At 57.4% G+C, this 23,096-nt stretch carries 23 protein-coding genes and 1 tRNA gene; 11 read left to right on the top strand and 13 right to left on the bottom strand.

What is annotated here, in order from left to right; all coding sequences use genetic code 11:
- Positions 1–8: 8 nt before the first annotated feature.
- Positions 9–920 (bottom strand): glycine--tRNA ligase subunit alpha, encoded by a 912-nt coding sequence (glyQ, locus tag CBW22_RS05230; RefSeq protein WP_021506863.1) that lies wholly within the window; start codon positions 918–920, stop codon positions 9–11.
- 204 nt (positions 921–1,124) lie between these two features.
- Between glyQ and CBW22_RS05225 the strand changes: the two genes are divergently transcribed.
- Positions 1,125–2,120, top strand: a complete 996-nt coding sequence (locus CBW22_RS05225) for an acyltransferase (protein ID WP_058758160.1) — start codon at positions 1,125–1,127, stop codon at positions 2,118–2,120.
- Here the strand turns inward: CBW22_RS05225 and CBW22_RS05220 are convergent.
- The 3 genes from CBW22_RS05220 to xylA all read right to left on the bottom strand — a co-directional run bounded on the left by CBW22_RS05220 (position 2,105) and on the right by xylA (position 5,960).
- Positions 2,105–3,037, bottom strand: coding sequence for a GlxA family transcriptional regulator (locus CBW22_RS05220; RefSeq protein WP_058770764.1), 933 nt, complete (start codon positions 3,035–3,037; stop codon positions 2,105–2,107). The two genes, CBW22_RS05225 and CBW22_RS05220, sit on opposite strands and share 16 nt — an antisense overlap.
- A 140-nt stretch (positions 3,038–3,177) precedes the next feature.
- Entirely contained in the window at positions 3,178–4,620 is a 1,443-nt protein-coding gene (gene xylB, locus CBW22_RS05215; RefSeq protein WP_088516182.1) for a xylulokinase, read from the bottom strand.
- Positions 4,621–4,637: 17 nt separating this feature from the next.
- Positions 4,638–5,960 (bottom strand): xylose isomerase, encoded by a 1,323-nt coding sequence (xylA, locus tag CBW22_RS05210; protein WP_088516181.1) that lies wholly within the window; start codon positions 5,958–5,960, stop codon positions 4,638–4,640.
- Positions 5,961–6,318: 358 nt separating this feature from the next.
- On the opposite strand from xylA, the gene xylF reads away from it, so the two are divergent.
- The 6 genes from xylF (at position 6,319) to CBW22_RS05180 (ending at position 12,329) form a co-directional block, all read left to right on the top strand.
- Positions 6,319–7,311, top strand: coding sequence for a D-xylose ABC transporter substrate-binding protein (gene xylF, locus CBW22_RS05205; RefSeq protein WP_058758164.1), 993 nt, complete (start codon positions 6,319–6,321; stop codon positions 7,309–7,311).
- Positions 7,312–7,338: 27 nt separating this feature from the next.
- Positions 7,339–8,859: a xylose ABC transporter ATP-binding protein gene (locus CBW22_RS05200; RefSeq protein ID WP_088516180.1), complete on the top strand. Its 1,521-nt coding sequence runs from the start codon at positions 7,339–7,341 to the stop codon at positions 8,857–8,859.
- Complete coding sequence (xylH, locus tag CBW22_RS05195; RefSeq protein WP_058758166.1) at positions 8,852–10,033, top strand: xylose ABC transporter permease XylH; 1,182 nt, start codon at positions 8,852–8,854, stop codon at positions 10,031–10,033. The genes CBW22_RS05200 and xylH overlap by 8 nt, the downstream gene beginning before the upstream one ends.
- A 93-nt stretch (positions 10,034–10,126) precedes the next feature.
- The gene (gene xylR / locus CBW22_RS05190; protein ID WP_088516179.1) at positions 10,127–11,305 is read left to right on the top strand and encodes a D-xylose utilization transcriptional activator XylR; all 1,179 of its coding nucleotides are present in this window, start codon (positions 10,127–10,129) and stop codon (positions 11,303–11,305) included.
- 60 nt (positions 11,306–11,365) lie between these two features.
- A tRNA-Sec gene (locus tag CBW22_RS05185) sits at positions 11,366–11,460 on the top strand.
- Positions 11,461–11,480: 20 nt separating this feature from the next.
- The gene (locus CBW22_RS05180) at positions 11,481–12,329 is read left to right on the top strand and encodes an AraC family transcriptional regulator (RefSeq protein ID WP_058781886.1); all 849 of its coding nucleotides are present in this window, start codon (positions 11,481–11,483) and stop codon (positions 12,327–12,329) included.
- On the opposite strand, the gene CBW22_RS05175 is transcribed toward CBW22_RS05180, so the two are convergent.
- A complete protein-coding gene (locus CBW22_RS05175) occupies positions 12,286–12,684 on the bottom strand; it encodes a helix-turn-helix domain-containing protein (protein WP_088516178.1) in 399 nt (132 codons plus the stop codon). The two genes, CBW22_RS05180 and CBW22_RS05175, sit on opposite strands and share 44 nt — an antisense overlap.
- A gap of 233 nt (positions 12,685–12,917) precedes the next feature.
- On the opposite strand from CBW22_RS05175, the gene CBW22_RS05170 reads away from it, so the two are divergent.
- The gene (locus CBW22_RS05170; protein WP_021506874.1) at positions 12,918–13,295 is read left to right on the top strand and encodes a hypothetical protein; all 378 of its coding nucleotides are present in this window, start codon (positions 12,918–12,920) and stop codon (positions 13,293–13,295) included.
- 12 nt (positions 13,296–13,307) lie between these two features.
- On the opposite strand, the gene CBW22_RS05165 is transcribed toward CBW22_RS05170, so the two are convergent.
- Positions 13,308–13,772 carry an Rrf2 family transcriptional regulator gene (locus CBW22_RS05165; protein WP_088516177.1) on the bottom strand — a complete coding sequence of 155 codons (465 nt, stop codon included), beginning with the start codon at positions 13,770–13,772 and terminating at the stop codon, positions 13,308–13,310.
- A gap of 395 nt (positions 13,773–14,167) precedes the next feature.
- On the opposite strand from CBW22_RS05165, the gene CBW22_RS05160 reads away from it, so the two are divergent.
- Complete coding sequence (locus CBW22_RS05160; protein WP_058758170.1) at positions 14,168–14,800, top strand: response regulator; 633 nt, start codon at positions 14,168–14,170, stop codon at positions 14,798–14,800.
- A gap of 222 nt (positions 14,801–15,022) precedes the next feature.
- On the opposite strand, the gene CBW22_RS05155 is transcribed toward CBW22_RS05160, so the two are convergent.
- Positions 15,023–15,766 (bottom strand): alpha/beta hydrolase, encoded by a 744-nt coding sequence (locus tag CBW22_RS05155; RefSeq protein ID WP_369597188.1) that lies wholly within the window; start codon positions 15,764–15,766, stop codon positions 15,023–15,025.
- A 490-nt stretch (positions 15,767–16,256) separates the two neighbouring features.
- On the opposite strand from CBW22_RS05155, the gene CBW22_RS05150 reads away from it, so the two are divergent.
- Positions 16,257–17,333, top strand: a complete 1,077-nt coding sequence (locus CBW22_RS05150) for an EpsG family protein (RefSeq protein WP_223815726.1) — start codon at positions 16,257–16,259, stop codon at positions 17,331–17,333.
- A gap of 26 nt (positions 17,334–17,359) precedes the next feature.
- On the opposite strand, the gene CBW22_RS26255 is transcribed toward CBW22_RS05150, so the two are convergent.
- Entirely contained in the window at positions 17,360–17,689 is a 330-nt protein-coding gene (locus CBW22_RS26255; protein WP_164861029.1) for a hypothetical protein, read from the bottom strand.
- Between CBW22_RS26255 and CBW22_RS05145 the strand changes: the two genes are divergently transcribed.
- Positions 17,579–18,616: an acyltransferase family protein gene (locus CBW22_RS05145; RefSeq protein WP_088516175.1), complete on the top strand. Its 1,038-nt coding sequence runs from the start codon at positions 17,579–17,581 to the stop codon at positions 18,614–18,616. The genes CBW22_RS26255 and CBW22_RS05145 overlap by 111 nt on opposite strands.
- A 48-nt stretch (positions 18,617–18,664) precedes the next feature.
- Here CBW22_RS05145 and CBW22_RS05140 read toward each other — a convergent pair whose 3' ends face one another.
- The 5 genes from CBW22_RS05140 to CBW22_RS05120 form a co-directional block, all read right to left on the bottom strand.
- Complete coding sequence (locus tag CBW22_RS05140) at positions 18,665–19,657, bottom strand: LacI family DNA-binding transcriptional regulator (protein ID WP_088516174.1); 993 nt, start codon at positions 19,655–19,657, stop codon at positions 18,665–18,667.
- Between the two features lie 79 nt (positions 19,658–19,736).
- A complete protein-coding gene (locus CBW22_RS05135) occupies positions 19,737–20,867 on the bottom strand; it encodes an ROK family protein (protein WP_088516173.1) in 1,131 nt (376 codons plus the stop codon).
- A 99-nt stretch (positions 20,868–20,966) separates the two neighbouring features.
- Positions 20,967–21,707, bottom strand: coding sequence for a DNA replication protein DnaC (dnaC, locus tag CBW22_RS05130; RefSeq protein ID WP_021506883.1), 741 nt, complete (start codon positions 21,705–21,707; stop codon positions 20,967–20,969).
- On the bottom strand, positions 21,707–22,243 hold the full coding sequence (gene dnaT / locus CBW22_RS05125) for a primosomal protein DnaT (RefSeq protein ID WP_021506884.1): 537 nt from the start codon (positions 22,241–22,243) through the stop codon (positions 21,707–21,709). The genes dnaC and dnaT overlap by 1 nt, the downstream gene beginning before the upstream one ends.
- A 101-nt stretch (positions 22,244–22,344) precedes the next feature.
- Positions 22,345–23,022, bottom strand: a complete 678-nt coding sequence (locus CBW22_RS05120) for a hypothetical protein (RefSeq protein WP_059010246.1) — start codon at positions 23,020–23,022, stop codon at positions 22,345–22,347.
- Positions 23,023–23,096: the final 74 nt, after the last annotated feature.

Below are 23,096 nucleotides of genomic sequence, written 5' to 3'. Positions count from 1 at the left end.
GCTGCCTCTTACTTATTACGGTTGCACATAGGGAAGCCGAGCGCCTCGCGGGAGGCATAATAGGCTTCCGCCACGGCTTTCGTCAGGGTGCGGATACGCAGGATATAGCGCTGGCGCTCGGTGACCGAGATCGCCTTGCGCGCATCAAGCAGGTTGAAGCTGTGCGCGGCTTTGAGAATGCGCTCATAGGCCGGCAGCGGCAGCGGTTTTTCCAGCGCCAGCAGCTGCTGTGCCTCTTTTTCATACTGCTCGAAGCAGCTGAACAGGAAATCGACGTCGGCGTACTCAAAGTTATAGGTCGACTGCTCCACTTCGTTCTGGTGGAACACGTCACCGTAGGTGGTTTTGCCGAACGCGCCGTCGCTCCAGGTGAGATCGTACACGCTGTCCACGCCCTGGATGTACATCGCCAGGCGCTCCAGACCGTAGGTGATCTCGCCGGTCACCGGCTTACACTCCAGGCCGCCGACCTGCTGGAAGTAGGTGAACTGCGTGACTTCCATGCCGTTCAGCCACACTTCCCAGCCGAGTCCCCAGGCGCCCAGCGTTGGGTTTTCCCAGTTATCTTCGACGAAGCGAATGTCATGCACGCCAGGGTCGATACCGAGCTCTTTCAGCGATCCGAGGTACAGCTCCTGAAGGTTGTCCGGGTTCGGCTTAATCACCACCTGGAACTGGTAGTAGTGCTGTAAACGGTTCGGGTTTTCACCGTAGCGGCCATCGGTGGGACGGCGCGATGGCTGCACGTAGGCGCTCGCCATCGGCTCTGGCCCGAGAGCACGCAGGCAAGTCATAGGGTGAGAAGTGCCAGCGCCCACTTCCATGTCCAGCGGTTGGACGATGGTGCAGCCCTGACGCGCCCAGTAATCCTGCAAGGTCAGGATCAGGCCCTGAAAGGTCTTGGTATCAAACTTTTGCATGTTGAATTCGCACGCGATACGGGTGGATTTAAAAAGAGTGCGACAGTATACCCTTTGACCGCGCATTGTGCAGCCGGAAATCCTGGCGCAGGCGGGTGCGGTTATGCGGCGGTTAACAGAGAGCTCCGAAATCCAGGCTGCGGGGGTTGTTGGCCCGCTGTGCACTGGCTACCCTTCTTCGCACGGAGTACGCACGAGGAAGCCATGTCGCAAAAAATCTGCTGGATTGATAACTTACGCGCGGTCGCCTGTCTGATGGTGATCGTCATTCACACCACCACCTGGTACATTACCGGACCGATGGCAGTCACCGGACCCAGCTGGGACGTCGCCAATCTGCTTAACTCGGCTTCGCGCGTCTGCGTGCCGCTGTTCTTCATGATTTCCGGTTATCTGTTCTTTGGCGAACGCAGCGCGCAGGGCCGCCATCTGCTGCGCATTGTGCTGTGCCTGCTGTTCTACAGCGCCGTCGCGCTGGCCTACATCACCTGGCTGACGCCAATCAGCGAAGGCCGCTCACTGCTGAAGCTGTTGCAGAAGCCAGTGTTCTACCATCTGTGGTTCTTCTTCGCCATTATCGGCATTTACCTGCTGTCTCCGCTGATTCAGGTGAAAAACGTGCCGCCGCGCTACGTGGCGCTGCTGGTGCTGGTCCTCGCGGTGATCGCCAATCCGAACACCGTCAGCCAGTCGCTGGGGCCGTTCCACTGGCTGCCGGTCAATCTGTATGTCAGCGGCGACTCGATTTACTACCTGCTGTACGCGCTGCTTGGACGGGCGATTGGCGTGATGGATACCGACAGGCGCGGCATTAGCTGGCTGGCAGGGCTGAGTTTTATCGCCTGCGTCATCGGTATCGCGCTCGGCACCAGACAGATGCTGAAGATTAACGGCGCGTTTAATGACACCTGGTATCTTTACTGTGGCCCACTGGTGTTTATCGCGGCGATAAGCCTGCTGGTGCTGTTTAAAAATGTGCTGAACCACCGGCCGCTGCCGCTGCTGGCGACCATTTCACGCTATTCGCTGCCGATTTATGGTTTCCATGCGCTGTTCATTCACTATCTGCGTACCCATCATTACGACGATATGTCGCGGCCGTGGCTCGATCTGCCGTGGGTCTTTGGCGTAACCCTGCTGGGCAGCCTGCTGCTGGCGATGTTGCTAAAACGCGTGGACAAGCATCACCTGGTGAGCTGATCGTCCCAGCGCTGCCGGGCGCGACGCAGTTGGCGTGCCGAGGAGAAGCCGGCGGCCAGCGCCGCTTTCTCCGCCGCCTCCCCCTGCTGCTGGCGCTGGCGCGCAATCACCAGCCGCAGCTGCTCGTGATATTCCCGCACGCTGATACCCAGATGCTGGCGAAACAGGCGCGTCAGATGGCGCTCGCTGACGTGGGCGCGTTCGGCCAGCGCGCCCAGCGACCAGTCATGTTCCGGATGCGCAATCATCGCGTCCTGCGCGCGATGAATCGCCGGATGCAGATGATTACGATAACGCAGCCACGGCGACAGTTGCGGATCGTCACCCGAGCGGCGGAACCACACCACCATCTCCCGCGCCACCGTTAGCGCCTGCCGCGCGCCGCACAGACGGTTGATCAGGTGCAGCGCCAGATCGATACCCGCAGTAATCCCCGCGCTGGTCCAGATGCCGGCATCTTCCACAAACACGCGGTTGTCTTTCACCAGCGCAGCCGGCGCGGCAGCTTTCAGGCGCGGCAACACATCATGGTGCGTAGTGCACTGTACGCCATCCAGCAGGCCAGCCTGCGCGGAGAGCAGCGCGCCGGAGCAAATACACACGAGGGTAATGCGCCGCGTATGAATCGCGCCGTGTTGCTGGCGCAGCCAGTCGCGCGCCTGCCCGGCAGCCCCGGTATCGAACCAGATGCGGGAATCGAACACGCCAGGCACAATCAGCAGACTGTTATCGGGTAGCGTGGCGGGCAGCGGTGCAATATCCGCAATGGTCATGCCGGTCGAGCAGGTAACGCTCGCCTGTGGGCCGATGTAGTGCAGCGCAAAATGTCCGCCCGCCAGCTGCAGCGTCTCTGCCGGCCCGGTGAGGTCGAGCGCCATGACGCCCGGCAGGACAAGAAAATAGACGGGCTGCGGCATGGTGGGTTCCTCAGGCAATGAAGGGGTAACGATGGGCGAAGATGCGCAGCCAAATCCGGCCACATATCTTCATCGATTCTTCCCATCATACCCGACTCTGTTCACGCCTTGCGACCTCATCCGGCCATGCATCAGCCAAATCAGGACATCAGTGGCAACAGCTGCTGGTATAGCTGCGCAAAGCGCGCACGGCGCGGCTGATAGGCCTGATACTGCGCGGCGTCTGGCTGATGGCGCTGCACTAACGCCGGTGCCGGCCATTCGCTGGCCGGGTCCACCGCCAGCTGCGCCAGGCGCGCGGCACCGAGTGCCGGTCCCACCTCGCCGCCGTGACAATAATCCAGCGTCAGTCCGCTGATGTCCGCCAGCATCTGCCGCCAGTACGCGCTGCGCGCACCGCCGCCAATCAGCATCACCGCGTTGGGCAGTACGCCACACTCATGCACCGCATCCATGCCTTCCGCCAGCGCAAAACCCACGCCTTCCAGCACCGCGCGCGCCAGTTCCGGCCGGCCGTGCTGGTGCGTCAGGCCAAAGAAAGCCCCCTGTGCCTGCGGATTATTGTGCGGCGTGCGCTCGCCGGAAAGGTAAGGCAAAAACCACACCGGCGTGGCCTGGGCGCTGGCGCGTTCAGCTTCGGCCAGCAGGTGCGGCACATCATCGCAGCCGGTCAGTGCAGCGGCCCAGTCCAGACAGGCGGCGGCACTCAGCATCACTGACATCAGATGCCAGCGCTGCGGCAGCGCATGACAGAAACTGTGCACGGCGCGTTGCGGATTGCTGAGATAGCCTTCGCTCACCAGAAAATAGACGCCGGAGGTGCCGAGCGACAGCATGCCCTGCCCTGGCTCAACCATGCCAACGCCCACGGCACCAGCCGCATTGTCGCCGCCGCCGGCCACCAGCGGCACCGGCTCCATCCCCCAGCGCGCCGCAATTTCCGGCAGCAGCGTGCCGGTAATCTGGTTGCCTTCAAACAGCTGCGGCATGTGGCTGCGGTTCAGCCCGCACGCCGCCAGCATTGCATCGCTCCAGTCGCGCTGTGCCACATCCAGCCACATTGTTCCGGCCGCATCTGACATATCGGTGGCGAAATCGCCGCTCATCCGCCAGCGCAGATAATCTTTCGGCAGCAGCACTTTTGCTACCTGCGCAAATATCGCCGGTTCATGCTGCTGCACCCACAACAATTTGGGCGCGGTAAAACCCGGCATCATCAGGTTGCCGGTAATCTGACGCGACGTCGGCACGCACTGCTCCAGCTCGTGGCACTGCGCGCTGCTGCGCCCATCATTCCACAGTATCGCCGGACGCAACACCTGATGCGCGGCGTCCAGCAGCGTCGCGCCGTGCATCTGGCCGCTAAAGCCGATAGCGCTGACGTGGCGTAAATCGTGCTGCTGCGCCAGCGCCTGCATAGCACTATCGGTGGCCTGCCACCAGCTTTCGGGATCCTGTTCGCTCCATAGCGGCTGCGGACGCGTCACCTGCAGCGGCGCGCTGGCCGTGGCCTGAACCTGGCCGTGCGCATCCAGCAGCGCCACTTTAACGCCGGAGGTGCCTAAATCGATCCCGATAACCATGCTTCGCTCCCGATGGGTTAGAAATTATACAGATAGTGATTCACCAGATTTTCCAGCTGCTCCTGGCGTCCGCTGCGATGCTGCGGATTGAGTTGCTGCTGCTGAGCATGCGCCGCCAGCGAGGCAAGAGAAAACTCGCCTTTCAGAATTTGCTGGCCGAACTCACCATTCCAGCCGCTATAGCGCTGCGCCACGCGCTTATCCAGCTCGCCATCGCTCACCATACGCGCCGCCACTTTCAGCGCCAGCGCCATGGTATCCATCGCGCCGATGTGGCCATAAAACAGATCGTATTTGTCGGTGCTCTGGCGCCGTACTTTGGCATCAAAGTTTAAGCCGCCGGTGGTGAACCCGCCCGCTTTGAGGATCTCGTACATCACCAGCGCGTTTTCTTCGACGCTGTTCGGGAACTGGTCGGTATCCCAGCCGCACTGGCTGTCACCGCGGTTGGCATCGACCGAACCGAAGATGCCCAGTGCAATCGCCGTCGCAATTTCATGGTGGAAAGAGTGACCCGCCAGCGTGGCATGGTTGGCTTCCACATTCACTTTGATCTCTTTTTCCAGGCCAAACTGCCGGAGGAAACCGTAGACCGTCGCGACATCAAAGTCGTACTGGTGTTTAGTCGGCTCCTGCGGCTTCGGCTCAATCAGCAGCATCCCCTGGAAACCGATTTTATGCTTGTGCTCCACCACCATCTGCATGAAGCGCCCGATCTGCTCGCGCTCCTGCCGCAGATCGGTATTCAGCAGCGTCTCGTATCCTTCGCGTCCGCCCCACAGCACATAGTTTTCACCGCCCAGCGTCTGCGTCGCCTGCATCGCGCTGCACACCTGGCTGGCTGCCCAGGCGAAAATTTCCGGATCCGGGCTGGTCGCCGCGCCGGCCGCATAGCGGGGATGCGTAAAGCAGTTCGCGGTGCCCCACAGCAATCTGACGCCGGTTTCCTGCTGTTTTTCCAGCAGCTTATCGGTCATTACCGCCAGGTTTTCCTGGTAGCTGCGCAGCGAATCACCTTCCGGTGACACATCGACATCATGGAAGCAGTAATAGGGCACGTTGAGTTTGTAAAAGAACTCGAACGCGACATCCGCTTTGAGCTTCGCCAGCTGCAGCGCATCGCCATTTTTCTGCCACGGGCGCTCAAAGGCACCCACACCGAACATATCCGCCCCATTCCAGCAGAACGTGTGCCAGTAACAGGCGGCAAAACGCAGGTGTTCCGCCATGGTTTTACCCAGAATCACTTCCTGCGGATTGTAATGACGAAACGCCAGTGCGTTAGTGGTATTGGCCCCTTCATAACCAACGCGCTCAAGCTGGTCGAAATAAGCGTGCATGTTGTGCTCCTTAGCATCAGACCCGAATGGTCAGCAGTGAAGCGTTATTTTGCGGAGGCGTAAGCGTTCAGCTCAATTACGATATTTCACACTGAACTTAAGATAATTATTATTTGTGCGGCAGCTCGCAAATCCATGTATTTAATTACATCGCGTACCGGCGCGCAGCGCCGCTGCAAGATTTAACAGATGGCCGCGTAAAATTTCGATCGCGCTCAAAGAATCACAAATAAACAAAAAAACGTAATAGCAGGATAAAAATCAGTAATTGATGTTGTTCACGTCGCGGGGCAACAATTCATCCGCCCTGGTTCATAGCCTTACAACGACAATAGCCTCAACCTACAGGATGACCATGATGAAAATGAGACACACGCTGTTAGCCCTCAGCGCTGCACTGGCCCTGTTCAGCCACGCCGGGCTGGCGAAAGAAGTGAAAATCGGTATGGCGATCGATGATTTACGTCTGGAACGCTGGCAGAAAGACCGGGACATTTTTGTCAGCCAGGCGGAAAAGTCTGGGGCCAAAGTATTTGTCCAGTCGGCCAACGGCAATGAAGAGACGCAAATCTCGCAGATTGAAAATATGATCAACCGCGGTGTCGATGTGCTGGTCATCATTCCTTATAACGGTCAGGTATTGAGTAATGTGGTGGCCGAAGCGAAACGCGAAGGCATTAAAGTGCTCGCTTATGACCGCATGATTAATAATGCCGACATCGATTTTTATATCTCGTTTGATAATGAAAAAGTCGGCGAACTGCAGGCCGAAAGTCTGGTTAAACAGGTACCTAAAGGGAACTACTTTTTGATGGGCGGATCGCCGGTGGATAATAACGCGCGTCTGTTCCGTGCCGGCCAGATGAAGGTGTTAAAACCTTACATCGATAACGGCAGCATTAAAGTGGTGGGCGATCAGTGGGTTGATGCCTGGCTGCCAGAGAATGCGCTGAAAATAATGGAAAACGCGCTGACCGCTAACAGCAACCACATTGATGCCGTCGTTGCCTCCAACGATGCCACCGCCGGTGGGGCCATTCAGGCGCTGAGCGCGCAGGGACTGGCGGGCAAAGTCGCCATTTCCGGTCAGGACGCCGATCTCGCCGCCATCAAACGCATCATGAACGGCACGCAAACCATGACGGTGTACAAACCCATCACCGAACTTGCCACCGAAGCGGCAAAAATTGCGGTGGAACTGGGCGACGGCAAAACCCCCGCCAGCAACAGCAAGCTGAATAATGGCCTGAAAGAGGTGCCGTCGCGCCTGCTGAAGCCGATTCCGGTCAATAAAGACAACATCGAAAGCACCGTGGTGAAAGACGGCTTCCATAAACAGAGCGAACTCTAAGCGCCTGAAACGCGAAGGAGCAGATCGATGCTGCTGGAAATGAACAACATCACCAAGCGTTTCGGCGCGGTGAAAGCGCTGGATGCGGTCAGCCTGCGGCTCGAAGCCGGTGAAGTCATGTCGCTGTGCGGTGAGAACGGCTCGGGCAAATCGACGCTGATGAAAGTGCTGTGCGGGCTTTATCCGCACGGCGAATTTGACGGCGAAATTCGCTTTGCCGGCGATCGCATTGAGGCGCAAACCATCCGCGACACCGAGCGCAAAGGCATTGTGATTATTCATCAGGAGCTGGCGCTGGTGCGGCAGCTTACGGTCATGGAGAACATTTTCCTCGGTGCCGAGCTGGGTCGCTTCGGTATGGTCGATGATGAAACCATGACGCTGCGCTGCCAGCAGCTGCTGGAGCGGGTCAAACTTAAGGTTTCGCCTGCCACCAAAGTTGGTGAGCTCGGCCTCGGCCAGCAGCAGCTGGTAGAGATCGCGCGGGCGCTGAATAAGCAGGTGCGATTGCTAATCCTTGATGAGCCGACCTCGTCGCTCACCGAACAGGAAACCGAAGTGCTGCTTGGGATTATCACTAACCTGCGCGAGCACGGTATTGCCTGCATCTACATCTCCCACAAGCTTAATGAGGTCAAAGCAATTTCGGACACCATCTGTGTGATCCGCGATGGTCAGCACATCGCCACACGGCCAGCGGCCGGGCTGAGTGAAGATGACATCATCACGATGATGGTGGGTCGTGAGCTCACCGCACTTTATCCGCACCAGCCGCACGAGATCGGCGAAACGGTACTGAAAGTGGAAAACCTTACTGCCTGGCATCCGGTCAACCGCCACGTGCGCCGCGTTAATAATGTGTCCTTCAGCCTGAAGCGCGGCGAAATTCTCGGTATTGCCGGGCTGGTGGGCGCAGGACGCACCGAAACGGTCCAGTGCCTGTTTGGTGTCTGGCCCGGTCGCTGGCAGGGCGAAATCTGGATTGATGGCCAGCAGGTGAAGATCGACGATTGCCGGGCAGCGATTGCGCACGGCATCGCCATGGTGCCGGAGGACCGGAAAAAAGATGGCATCGTGCCACTGATGGGCGTGGGGAAAAACATCACGCTGGCCGCGCTGGATCAATACAGCCATCGCTTCTCCACGCTGGATGAAGCCCAGGAGCAGCAGGCGATCAACGATGCTATCCGCCGTCTGCGTGTCAAAACCTCCTCACCCGAGCTGGCGATTGGCCGCCTCAGCGGGGGCAATCAGCAAAAAGCGATCCTCGCCAAATGCCTGCTGCTCAATCCGCGCATTTTGATTCTGGATGAACCGACGCGCGGCATCGACGTCGGCGCTCGCCAGGAGATCTATCTGCTGATTAACGCGCTGGTGCAGCAGGGCATCGCGGTGATTGTTATCTCCTCCGAACTGCCTGAAGTGCTGGGTCTGAGCGACCGCGTATTGGTGATGCACGAAGGGCAAATCAAAGCCGATCTGATTAACGACAACCTGACTCAGGAGCAGGTCATGGAAGCTGCCCTGCGGAGCGAACATTATGCTTAAAACTGAAAGTAGCCAGAGCCTGTCCGGTACCCCGGGCAAGCCAGCGCCGGGCAAGTTTCCGCGCTTCAATCTGCAGGTGCTGGTGATGCTGGGAGCGATTGTGCTTATCGCTCTGTTCTTCACCTGGACCACCGACGGTGCCTGGCTTAGCCCACGCAACGTCTCTAACCTGCTGCGCCAGACCGCCATCACCGGCATCCTCGCGGTGGGCATGGTGTTTGTCATTATCTCGGCGGAGATCGACCTTTCCGTCGGTTCGATGATGGGCCTGCTGGGCGGTGCCGCAGCCATCTTTGACGTCTGGCTCGGCTGGCCGCTGCCGCTGACCATCGTGGTAACGCTGGTGCTTGGCCTGTTGCTGGGCACCTGGAATGGCTGGTGGGTCGCGTACCGTAAAGTGCCCTCGTTCATCGTCACGCTGGCGGGCATGCTGGCGTTTCGCGGCATTCTGGTTGGTATCACCGATGGCACCACCGTAGCGCCAACAACGCCGGCGATGTCGCAGATCGGGCAAAGCTATTTGCCGGGCGGTGTTGGCTTTGGCTTCGGCTTCGCCGGTCTGGCGCTGTTTATTCTCTGGCAATGGCGGCTGCGGCTGCGTCGCCAGCAGCTGGGGTTATCACAACCGGCCGCCAGCGGCACAGTGGCACGCCAGGCGATTACCGCTGTTCTGGTGCTGGGTGCCATCTGGTTACTGAACGATTACCGCGGCGTGCCGACACCGGTCCTGCTGCTGGCACTGCTGCTGCTCGGCGGCATGTTTATGGCCACGCGCACCGCCTTCGGACGACGGATTTACGCCATCGGCGGCAACATTGATGCAGCGCGCCTGTCGGGCATCAACGTGGCACGCACCAAGCTGGCGGTGTTCGCCATCAACGGCGTCATGGTGGCTATTGCCGGCCTGATCCTCAGCTCACGCCTTGGTGCTGGCTCGCCCTCGGCGGGCAATATTGCCGAACTGGACGCCATCGCTGCCTGCGTGATTGGCGGCACCAGCCTGGCGGGCGGCGTCGGTTCGGTGGCCGGCGCGGTGATGGGCGCCTTCATCATGGCGTCTCTGGATAACGGCATGAGCATGATGGACGTGCCGACCTTCTGGCAGTACATCGTCAAAGGGGCGATTTTACTGCTGGCGGTGTGGATGGATACGGCTACGCGCCGCCGGGTGTAATCGCGTGGGCGATCACAATGTGGCGCAAACAATTTCTGCTGCCTTTTCCGCCGTGCTATGCAATGCGCAACAGGTTTAAGGGAGCGCGCCACGATGCACGAAAAACGTTACCGTATTACGCTGCTGTTTAACGCCAACAAGGTGTATGACCGCCAGGTAGTGGAAGGGGTCGGCGAGTATCTGCAGGCTTCGCAAACCGACTGGGATATCTTCATTGAAGAGGATTTCCGCTGCCGCATCGACAACATCCGCGAATGGCTGGGAGACGGCGTCATTGCGGATTACGACGACAGCTCAATCGAGAGCCTGCTCAGCAATGTGCCGGTGCCGATTGTCGGCGTTGGTGGCTCCTATCACCGCCAGCAGGATTATCCGCCGGTGCACTACATCGCCACCGACAACGCTGCGCTGGTGGAGAGTGCCTTTCTGCACCTGAAAGAGAAAGGCATTAATCGCTTTGCGTTTTACGGCCTGCCCGCCGCCAGCGGCAAACGCTGGGCGCAAGAGCGCGAGCAGGCGTTTCGCCAGCTGGTGATGCGCGAGCGCTACCAGGGCGTGGTGTATCAGGGGATGGAAACCGCGCCGGAAAACTGGCAGCACGCGCAAAACCGCCTCGCCGACTGGCTGCAAACGCTGCCGCCGCAGACCGGCATTATCGCGGTGACCGACGCGCGTGCGCGTCATTTGCTGCAGGCTTGTGAACACCTGAAAATTCCGGTGCCGGAGAAGCTCAGCGTAATCGGCATCGATAACGAAGAGCTGACGCGCTATCTGTCCCGCGTGGCGCTCTCTTCGGTGGCCCAGGGCACGCGCCAGATGGGTTATCAGGCCGCCAAGCTGTTGCATCGCCTGCTCGATCGGCAAACGCTGCCGTTGCAACGTATTCTGGTGCCGCCGGTAAAAGTCATTGCCCGCCGCTCTACCGATTTTCGCTCGCTGCGCGATCCGGCGGTGATTCAGGCGATGCATTACATCCGCTTTAACGCCTGTAAAGGCATCAAGGTCGAACAGGTGCTGGATGCGATTGGCATGTCGCGCTCCAATCTGGAAAAGCGTTTTCGCGATGAGACCGGCGATACCATTCACGCCATGATTCACCGCGAAAAGCTGGAAAAAGCGCGTGAACTGCTGGCCTGCTCTTCATTGAATATTAATGAAATTTCGCAGATGTGCGGCTATCCTTCCCTGCAGTACTTCTATTCGGTGTTTAAGAAAAGCTACGCCACCACGCCAAAGGAGTATCGACAGCATCACGGCGAGAAGGTGCAATAACGCCCCGCTGCGATCAAGATTTTGCCGCCAATTGCCGCTATACTGCGCGGCATCTTCAAAGGAAGATCGTCGTCTCCGGTGAGGCGGCCGGATTTCAAATCCGGTTGGGGCCGCCAGCGGTCCCGGGCAGGTTCGACTCCTGTGATCTTCCGCCACTCACCACTCAGGCCCAGCCATGCTCATCCATCCATCCGACAACCTTCCGTTCTCTGGCGATCCGCGTAAGGAAGAGCTGCGCCAGCGGCTGATGCGGCCAGATGCGCCTAAAGTTATTGCCGTGTCACTGTCGAAGGAGCTGGATCGCGAGCGACGCACGCATCGTCATGCCGCCGGACAGCTGTTTTGCCTGCGCCAGGGATTGATGACGGTGAACACCTCGTCGGGCATTTTTGCTAATCCGCCGCGGCTGGTCGGCTGGATTCCGCCGTGGTTTGACCATGCCCTTGTCGGGCCGGGACGCGTGCTGGGCTGGACGGTACTGATTGACGAAGCGCTGGCTGCACCGCTGCCGGATCGGCCGGTGCTGCTCTCCTGCCCGACCGTGCTGGAGCCGCTGGCAGAACGGCTGGCGGTGCTGGAGCCTGAACTGTGGAGCAGCGCGCGCTATACCCGGCTGGGTCAGGTGTTTCTTGATGAACTGTACGAATCCACGCCGCAGGAACTCACCCTGCCGCTGCCGGATGAGCCGCGTCTGCGGCAGATTGCACGCCTGCTGATGGACGATCCGGCTGATACACGCACCGGGCCGGAGCTGGCGCAGTGGGCTGGTCTGAGCGCGCGCAGCCTGAGTCGCCACTGGTCGAGCGCGGTCGGCATGAGCCTGAGTAAATATCGTCAGGTATCGCGCCTGCTGAAATCGCTGGAAGGGCTTGCGGCCGGCCACAGCGTGCAGCAGGTTGCCTGGCAGGTGGGCTTCGACAGCGTCAGCAGCTATATCAGCGCGTTTCGCGCCGCCTTCGGCTCAACGCCAGGCAAATACTTTACGACGCCAGCCGACTCTGCGAATGCAGCATCAGCAGGCTAGCCGGACCGTCAATCGGTGGCAGGCTGTGCCGGTATTTGCGGCGAAACGCGCCCGGCGGCAGGTCAAACATGCGCCGAAAGGTGCGGCAGTAGGTTTGCTGTGAATCGAAGCCAAACTGCAGCGCAATCTGCATCAGCGACGTATTACTGCTGAGCAGAGTGATGACGGAAGCCGTTAGCTTACGTTCACGGATATAGGCTCCCAGCGCCACGCCAGTGTAGTTGCGGAACAGCCGCTGCAGATGCCACTGCGAATAACCGGCCCGCCGTGCGACCGTCTCCAGCATGAGCTTTTGTTCAATATTCGCCTCTATCCACATCATCAGCTGATGCATAAAGGCTGCGTGAATATCCATCCTCTCCTCCTGATGCCGTGGTGCGACTCAATCTGCGACATTGTAAAAACAGGATGACTGGCTGTGTTTGCGCATAAAGCCAATAAATAGCGATAACTCGCCAATTTACATGCCACTACTCTGGCGGGGAGAACACGCTGTTGCGCCAGCGCACATCATGTAATATTGTAAGTTACATTATGGATAAGCAGCCGCTCTTTCCGCTGCACCAATCGTCACAAAGGAGAAAATATATGCATGCCTTTTTACTCTCTGACACGGGTGTGTGCCTGGCGATTGCGCTGGCCTCAGCCAGCATCGCGATGACCATGACGCAGACCGAACTGTTTGCCGGTTTGCGCGCCTGGACCGCACGCAAACACGCCTTGCTCGGTCATCTGTTTCACTGTTTCTATTGCCTGAGCCATTGGGTAGTGTTTGCCGCGATGCTGATTTATCACCCAACGCTGCTGAACAGCGGTTGGCCGCTGGTCGACTGGATCATGACAGCCTTCATTACGCTGACGCTGACCACGTTTGTCAGCGGTATGATGTTTAAAGTGTTTCAGGCCGCCGTCACCACGCATGTGATGAAGCATGACGCACAGATCAAATTGCAGAAGCAGGATTAACGGCCGCGCCGGCTAGTCGCTGCAGCGCGGAAAGGTGTGCGGATCCAGCCCAAGGCTGGCCATTTTTTGCAGGTAATCGTCGGCGATGTCCGCCACGGTAATCTGGCTGAAGCGCTGCAGCAGTAGCGCTTCGGCTTCACCCAGCGCCTGGTCGAGCCGGGCGTCCACCGCATGTTCCACCAGGCAGGGCGAAGGATCGGCTGCCGGGCCAATACTGAACAGCGCCGGTGAGCCGATGGCCTGGTACACATCCAGCAGCGTGATATCGTGCAGGTCCGCACGCAGCTCCCAGCCGCCGCCGTGCCCCTTTTCCGACACCAGATATCCCTTTTCTCGCAACCCCGACATCATGCGACGCACCACCACCGGATTGGTGCCGAGCATTTTTGCCATGGCATCGGAAGTAGCGCGTTTAACGTGACGATCAAGATGAATGAGCGCGTGCAGCGAGCGGGACAGGCGGTTATCGCGTGGCATGGACGTTTCCTCTGAAATTCCCGCTACTGTAGCAAACCACGCTGGCGGCAACAATTTATCCCGGCTGAGCGTAGATGACGCCCTGACCAGGCATCCGCGTTAATCAGGCTGCCAAATGGGAAAAGGCAAACCGCCACAGTATAAGAAATTACGATGAAAAGGCGATTGGGCATAAGTTAATTAACGAAGTGAGTGACAGAAAGGGAATATTTATTTCCCACCAGGAAAGATAACTCCTCAAGGCGGAATAACCATTTCCCTTTTATAATTAATTTAATCTTGTAGGACATAGACTACAAATAATTATTTTATTGTTCTTGATCATACGCAATATATAAAATTAAACGAGCGGCTAAAGTTTGACCTGTCATTCACTCATCAGGAAAAGGTTAACTATGGCTCAGGTCGTTGTGGTTGATGACCATCCGATCGCGCGGATGGCCGTTCGTTATTTGCTGGAACAAAATGGACATACGGTGCTGGCCGAAAGCGCCGATGGCCGGGAAGCGGTAACGCTGATTCAGCAGCAGCAGCCGGATATCGTCATCATTGATATCGACCTGCCGTCGCTGGACGGAATTGAAGTGGTTAAGTCGTTGCGCGATCAGAGTTTTCCAGGAAAAATCATCGTTATCTCCGGGAAAAATGAAAACGTGTATGCCGTGCAGAGCCTGCGCAGCGGCGCCAATGGCTTTGTCAGTAAAAAAACCGATATGCCAGAGATCGCAACTGCTATTCAGGCGACACAACGTGGTTACGGTTATTTCCCGCTGGGCGGTTTTATGCAGCAAATGGAGCAGGAAAGCACGCTGGCGGAGAAAAAAATGATTGAATCATTGTCACCACAGGAGTTTCAGGTTTTTCATCACATTATTAAGGGCCTGAATAATATGCGCATCGCAGCGCGGATGGGCGTCAGTAATAAAACCGTCAGCACTTATAAAAGCCGGTTAATGGATAAACTGCACTGCAAAACCATGAGTGATTTATTTGCTTTCGTGCACCGCAATCAAATGGAAGCCTCATAAATCGTCTGCAAAGAGTTATCGAGACACAGCCGTTTGACGTAGCGCTCACCCTCTCGCTCAGGCCGGTAACCATAACCGTGTGTTGATCGGTAAGTTGCTGTGCAGCAGTTATCATCAAATCCTTGCCAGGCTAACCGACGGTGAGCTGGCAGACACCGTATAACTGCCCAGGGAGGAATTCCGTTTCCTCTGCGGCATCTGCGTTACCGCGGCGCATCCCGCTTACCGCTTCACCAGGCTGCTTTGCCAGGCGTGAAACAGGGTGAGCCAGTTTTGCACCGGTAGATGTTGCTTCTGCCCGGTGCCAAAGCCATGACCGCCCTGCTGGAACAGATGCAGCTCCACGTTGACCTTGTTCTGCCGCAGTGCGCTGAACATGCCCAGCGCGTTTTGCGGTGAGGCGGTGCCGTCGTTCAGCGCCTGCACCAGAAAAGTCGGCGGCGTGTGTGCGCTGACGCGATCTTCCTGTGAAAGCTGCGCCATTTGCTGGGCACTGAGATCTTTTCCGTACAGCGCCGCGCGCGTGCCTGGGTGGGTCACGCCCTGTTTCAGCGACAGCACCGGATAGATAAGCGCGCTGAAATCCGGGCGCGCCGACACCTTATCCTGCGCATCGACGGCCTGATAGTTAGCTTCATCGGGAGTGTTGCTCAGATTGGCGGCGAGAAAGGCACCGGCGGAAAAGCCCATCACGCCAATGCGGTCAGGCGCCACCTGGTACTGCTGCGCATTGGCCCGAATCAGCCGCAGCGCTCGCTGGGTGTCGGCAAAAGCCTGCTGGCGATACTGCGCTGAACCGTCGTGTGGCAGACGATAAATTAACACAAATGAAGCGTAGCCCTGCTTGCTGAGCACGTTGGCAACATCCAGCCCTTCGAGATCTTTCATAATATAAGAAAAACCCCCACCGGGAATGATTAGCACCGCCGCATGATTATTTTTTCCCGTTGCCGGAACATAAATCATTTGTGGCGCATCGACGTGGGTAACAGCCCGATTATTAATGGCCGGGTTTTTACTAAAATTAATAAATTTATTATTTGCTGACACTTCATCTGGCCAGATCGGAATTTCCTTATTGGCAAACGCGGCAGGAAGATACAGTAAAAAAAACAGGCTAAATATGCGCAACCCTCTCATCGCACTGGCTCCAAATCCTGAATAAAAACAGTAACAAAAGTCAAACTGAGCGGATAAAATCGCTCAGTGACGCTCCGGCTCCCCGCGAGATAATGAAAAAAACATACTCATCGAAAAATGTCTGTGGAAACGGTAGCAAATAAATATGGCAAAACCTATTCAATATAATATCGGACCAGAAAAAATTAGACTTTTCTCATGTTTACGTTAACAAGACCGTATGTTATAAGTGAATTTTAAACTATAAGAATCTGTGACCATGGGAATTTACTGGATCATAAGTCTTAGCCTGACTTTCGTCGCTATTGTCGAAATCATGTTAAGTAAAAATGAAAACACAGCGCAAATCAGGACGTGGCTTTATTTTGTTGCCGTTGTAGTACTTTTTACTTTTGGCGGTATTCGTGGCCTGGGAACCGGCCTTGATGACTTCCAGTATCGCGACTTCTATGCCCAGTTTATCGATAAAATTATTATCGAAGGTTTCTGGCGTGCGGTCGTGGAATTCCGTTATGAACCAGCCATTTACGCCATTGCCGGTGCGACACGCATCTTTACCGCTAATCCGGACATTTTCATCTTTGTCTTCGCGGTCATCGCTGTTGGTGTCAACGCGCACTACTTCCGTAAGCTGACACCGCTGCCGCTGGTGGCCCTCGCCGTCTACTCTGCGCACCTGTTTATCAACAAAGACATGAACCAGATTCGCTTCGGTTTATGTTCGGCGTTTTTAATGGGCTTCGTCTGGCACATGTCGCGGCGCAGCAAGTCTGGCATGATCACCACCTTCATCCTGTCGTTTATCAGCCACGCCACCGCGATTGTCGCGCTGCTGATTCCGCTGGCGATGATTGTGCGCAAAAACAAATACATCCCGATTGCCATCGTGGTCGCCAGCCTGCCGCTGGCGTTTCTCGGCAGTTCGGCGCTGATCGCCGCGCTCTCCAGCCACCTCGGTGCGCTGGGCGACAGGGCCATGGGCTATGCCGATGCCGATTCACGCCAGGAACAGGGTATTCTGACCCTGTCGAACCTGAAGAATATCGGCTTCGTCTTTATCTTCAGCTACATGTTGCTGAGCGATAAAATTAAAAATTTCGACCCGGAAAAGTTTAATACCTATTACATTCTGGTGATCACTTTTGCCATCGGCAGTGGCCTGAGGATGGCGCTACAGGATTACGCTTCCGGTGGTCGTCTGGCGAACTATTTGCTGCAGGTTGAGCCGGTGCTTATTTCGCTGTGTATCTGGGAAACCAGAAAGCTGAAGAAGGTGCTTGCCGTGGCTGTCACCATTCTGATGGTGCTGTACTATCTCTACTACAACACCGTATCGAGCAAGCAGTCGATTGTCGGCTATGAGGTGTCACGCACTTTCCAGCTGTTCCGTTAGGTCCAGAAATAACGCTAGCCAACTGGTTAGCGTTTTTTCATTAATAAGCCCTTTCTCATCGTCATCCAGGGAAAATCCGAATATTTTACTGGTCCTGAACATTGCTTGCTTTTTATGAGGATTAAAATTCTAATAGATTGCATCTGCTCACGCAGAACACCTGTGATAAGAATATTCCGAAGCAACCATGCAAAGTCTTTCATGGCTTTTCCTGGCACGTCGTCACTCAATGAAAGAATGCTGACATGAACGAAAAAAACAATTTTGACATCGTACGACTTTCCCTCGCCTTTATCGTAATGCTGGTGCATTCCGCTGAGGTGACGAGAAACGCCGATATCCGTTTCCTGGCGCATTTTCTCAATAGTGATTTTGCCGTCAAAGGATTTTTCGCAATAAGTGGTTTTCTTATTGCAAAAAGTTACTTAAGAAGTAAATCGCTGACGTCCTATTTTATTAAGCGCGCGCAACGTATATTGCCGGCTTATATTTTCACCATCATCATGTGTTTTGTGATTGGCATGTGTCTTACTACCCTGCCGCTGATGGATTTCCTGAAAAATAAAGAAACCCTTAAATATCTGGTCGCCAACTTCTCGTTTCTTAACTTTATTCAGCCGTCGCTGCCGGGCGTGTTTACCAACAACCCCAATCAGCCGCTGGATGGTTCCCTGTGGACCATCAAAGCCGAGCTGACGCTCTACGTGCTGCTGCCCTTTATCGTGCCGTTGCTGAAGCGAAGCCCGCTGAAAGTGTGGAGCGTGATTTTTATTATCTCCTGCGCCTGGTACTTCTACTTCACCGCGCTGTACAGCGGCCCGAAAGCCGATACGCTGGCCAAGCAGTTTATTGCGCTGTCGTCCTACTTCTTCTTTGGCAGCCTGCTGGCGGTGCATCAGCCAACCTTTGACCGCCTGAAAGAGATCACCATTGTGTCGCTGGTGGTGTTCCTGCTGTTCAAGAGCACGGATTACGCGTTTATCGTTGAGCCGGTGGCGTTTTCGGCGGTAGTGATTCTGTTCTGCACCAGCCTGTGTAAAGAGATTAAAATCAGCCAGTACGGCGATCTCTCTTACGGCATGTACCTCTATCACTGGCCGATTATTCAGGTGCTGCAGCATTTCGGTGTGTTCGATGCCAACGCGTTTGCTGGCCTGGGGCTGACAATTGTGATGACGCTGGCGCTGGCTTACACCTCGTGGAATTTGCTGGAGAGCCGTTTCCTGAAGCGCACCCATCACGCTCAGCCGTCGATTGTGCCGCCCGCCGCTGCACGCGACTAAGCGTTGATTAAGCAGGCGCACGTCGCGCCTGCACCAAAGCGCCACCGCTCAAATGGTGGCGCCCATCGACAGCTGATAATGCAAATCCACCTGTTCAATGGTGGGCTGCTGGTTAATCTTCTTCAGCACAATTTCCGTTGCCACTTTGCCCATCTCAAAGCGCGGTGTAATCACACTGGCCAGCCGCGGCGTTGTCGCCTGACCAATCTCCAGTCCGTGGAATCCGGCAATCGCCAGCGCCTGCGGCACTGCAATGCCTGCCGCCTGACACTCCTGCAGCACGCCGACCGCCAGATCATCGTTGGTACAGAGAATGGCATCCATCTGCGGATAGAGCTGGCGCGCCAGCGTCATCATGCCAGTGCCAATCGACACCGAAGAGACTTTGTTCGGAACGATGCGTCCGGCCGGCAATCCGGCCGCCGCCACGGCATCGCAATAGCCGGCGTAGCGCTGCTGGTCACGGCGGTCGGACATTGAGCCAAAATAAATCACCCGCTGTTTGCCGCTGGCCAGCAGCATCGCGGTCATGTCGTAGCCGGCACGGTAATTATCAAAGCCGACGTTGATGCGCCCGCGCGTCTCGCTCAGTCCCATCACTTCGGCGACCGGAATGGTGGCCGCGTTAAGATACTTTTCCGCGCGCACGGTATGCACCGACTCGGTCAGGATCAATCCCTGCACGTTAAAAGCCAGTACCGTGGCAATCTGCTCCTCTTCGCGCTGCGGATTGTAGTCGTAGTTGACCACCAGCGTCTGATAGCCGTGGGCGCTGGTGACCGATTCGATACCGGCCAGCAGATCGGCAAAGATTTGATTATTGAATGAGGGGATCAGTACGCCGATGCGCGGCGGCGGGTGCCGCGACGCCGCGGTGCTTTCCTGTTCGGCGACGTAGCCGATTTCGGCCATGACGCTGGCGATTTTTGCCGCCGTTTCCGCCCTGACCTTTTCCGGCGTGCGCAGATAGCGGCTCACCGTCATCTTGGTGACCCCTGCGAGAGTCGCAATATCGTCCAGAGTGATGCGCTGCGTTTTCATTGCGCGGTCCGCAAAGAGAGCCTGTCAATCAACGTATTATGCCCGCTGGCGAGTCAAAAAAGAAACGCTGCTCCGCCGGTCATACCGCTCGTTCGTAGTGCTCAATCACCGCCAGCGCCAGACCGTTGGCCGGATCGATGCGCTGCGGCAGAAAGTGCAGCGCGGTATGGGCAAAGGTAAACGCCAGCGTGCCGGCCTGTGCCGCCTGCTGTACCGCCTGCACAAACGCCGGTTGCGCATTCCACGGGCCGTCAATGATGATGCTGGCCGGATTGACCAGTTGCATCACCTGACTCAGCGCATGGCCGAGATAGCGGCCGGTCTGCGCCATCAGCTCATACACGATCTCCGGCTCGCTGTCGCCAGACTGCCAGCGTAAGCCGGGCTTGCGCCGGGCCAGCTGCTGCTGGATCGCCGGCAGGCTCACCAGCGTCTCCAGACAACCCTGTCGCCCGCAGCTGCAGCGCGCGCCGTTGGGCTGCACGCTCAGATGGCCAATCTCACCGGCAGTCCAGCTGCTGCCGCTGAACACCTCGCCGCGCTCCACCAGTGCGCCGCCCACGCCGTCGGCGATGCGCAGATAGAAGTGGCTTTGCGCTTTATTGAGCTCCAGCTGCTGCACCGCCAGCAGCGCGGCCGCTTTGACGTTATTCATGATGCGCAGCGGCAGCTCAACGCCACGCCGCAGCGGCGTCAGCACATCGACATCCTGCCAGCCGAGCGGCGCAGAAAAGTGCACCCGTCCGCGCTGAGAATCAATGATGCCGGGAAAACCGATGGCCACGCCCAGCAGCGCCGGATGCGCCGCGCGCAGCGTCTGACACACTTCCGTCAGCTCGTGCAGCAGCCCGTCGGCATCGGCCGTTTCGGTGCGCCAGGTTTGCTCGGCCACCACGCGCGAAAAGTAGTCGCACACGCGCCAGTGAATCGCCTGGCGCTCGACCATGATGCCCGCGCTTTTCAGCTGACCCGCGCGCAGTTCGATCTCAATTTTGGGCCGACCGGCCGCAGCCACGCTGACCGGGCCAAGCTCGTGAATCAGCCCCTGCGCCAGCAGGTCATCGATAATCAGGGAAACGGTGTTTTTGCTCAGGTCGAGCGCCAGCGCCAGTTCCTGGCGGGAAGTGATACGGGTGGTACGCAGCTGCGTCATCACCCGCTTGAGGTTGTTCAGTCGAAGTACCGCTGGTCCTTTCCCGGCTGCTTTCATCGCACCCTCACCTGACAAAGAGTAATAGGTGTAAGTTTAGCAGCCCGCACCGGCGGTTAATCGCCGGTAAAACCGGGTTTTTACCGCTTCTGCCGCGTATCAGTACTCGTCGCCGCGCACGCGGCTGCGGTAACTTTCCCAGTCAAAACGCACCCACAGGCTATTACCGAGGCGCATGCGATCCATCACCCGTTCGCCAAGCAGCGTGTTCATGCCGGCCGGATCGAGGTTGGAGAGCATGCCGGTCGGCCGCTTTGACGACGAACGGCGATCAACAATCTGATTGATGATCACTTTCTCGTAGCGCGATTCGCTCTGCATGCCGATCTCATCGATCACCAGCAGATCGACATGGCTGAGATCCTGCAGCAGCCGCTCTTCGGTCAGGTCGCTGCCGCCGCTGAAGGTACCTTTCATGCTCGACATCAGATCGGCCACCGTGACAATCAGCACGCTTTTACCGCGCAGAATCAGATCGTTACCAATCGCCGCCGCCAGATGGTTTTTGCCGGTGCCGGGACGGCCGGAGAAGACAAAGCTGGCGATGCTGTTCTCAAAGCCGGCGGCGTATTCACGCGCCAGACTGAGCGCCTTGCGCTGGCCGTCATTTTCAACGCGGTAGTTGTCGAACGAGCAGTTCATGTGCAACTCACGAATGCCGGAGCGGCCCATGATGCGCTGCATCTTCATGGCGCGGTTTTCGCGCACAATCGCTTCTGAGCGCAGCCGGCCCTGCTCCTGATTCCACGCCAGCAGCTCGGCGCCGTTTTTAAACTTTGGCTGCACATCCGCGGGCATAATTTTTTTCAGGCGACTGAAAAGATCGTTCGGCGTTTTCATTACTCACCTCGGAATCCATCGGGAATATCATAATCAGTATTGCTGATCTGGGTGATATCGCGCTTTGGCTGACCGCCGTTGGCGGCGCGGTTCATCTGCACGCTGCGCGCCAGTTTCTGCTGCCACTGTACATGGTGAAACAGCCGGCCCTCTGCCTGCCAGTAGGCGACGAAAGCCGCCAGCTCTGCGGCGGTCACCGGCTCGCTCAGCGCCACGCCCCAGATCGCCGCCTGGCGCTGGAAGTCGCTGTCCGGCTGCCAGCCCGGATACATGGCAAACTTGCCCACCGGTACGGCGATCGGCGCGGCGTCGCTGTGAAACAGGCTGTCGTCCAGCGTGACATCATTCGGCTGCTGCGCCGCCGCTTCCAGCGCCAGCAGGTGCGCGAGGCGCTGCGGCGTGATCGCGTAAAACGCCGGAACATTGTTGTGCAGCACCGCCAGCGTGCCGTTATCGGCCTGCTGCAGCGTGGTGAGGGGATCGTGGCAAAAGCCGTCCAGCCCCACCAGCGTTGAAGATAAGATTTTGACTGACATGAAGAAACCTGACGTTGACTCACCCGGTGCACCGGCGACCCGGTGCTAAGCGGTCAGTGTACCTGTTTTAGCACCGGGGATCGCCATAAAACCGCGCGGATTTAGCGCGAGGCGAAGTGCGCTTCAGCCGCCTCAATGCTGACCACGCGACGGCTGGCGCGGGCCGTTGCCAGCGCCGGGCGGGTTTGCCACAGATAGCGCAGCGATGCCACCAGACACAGACTGTAGCCAAACAGCTCGCTGCCCTCTTCCGCCATGTTCTTCACCACGCGGTTATAGCCATCCAGCATCAGTTGCTGCCACAGCTCATGCATGCCAAACAGCCGCGAGAACACCAGCACCGCCAGCAGCCCGGCGGCCATCATTTGCCAGCTGCGATGCTGCAGCAGTGCCGCCAGGCCCGGCAGGATTTGCCGCGGCTGACGCAGCGCCATCGCCAGCGAGGCCGCGGTCGTTGCCAGCGCAAACCACAGCCATGCGCCGTGCTGCACCACGTCGAACAGAAAATCCATTTCACGAATCAGCATGCAGCTGAAGAAGCCACCGACCAGGATCAGCGCGCTGCGCTGCTGCGGTCGCTGCCAGGCGGCGAGGAAGAACAGTGCGGCAATGGCCGCCAGCATCAGCTCCTGTGTCGCTTCGGTGAAAGAGGTTTCGTGCAGTGCATCGTTCATCCAGTTGACGTCGATGTAGACCATCGCCATACAGAAGACCAGCACCAATCCACTGATGATAAAGGCCGCCAGTTCGCGGCTAATAAGAATAATGTTTTCGCGCATTGTGATACCAAATCAGAAAATAATTAGCGCGCTTATTATATTTCTGCTGGCTGGCACCACTTCTCATTTCATGC

It is taken from the genome of Pantoea sp. VS1 (genome assembly GCF_002207995.1).
Lineage (GTDB): Bacteria > Pseudomonadota > Gammaproteobacteria > Enterobacterales > Enterobacteriaceae > Pantoea > Pantoea dispersa.
Note: the sequence above shows the minus strand (reverse complement) of the source record. Positions and strands in the feature narration are given on the sequence as shown.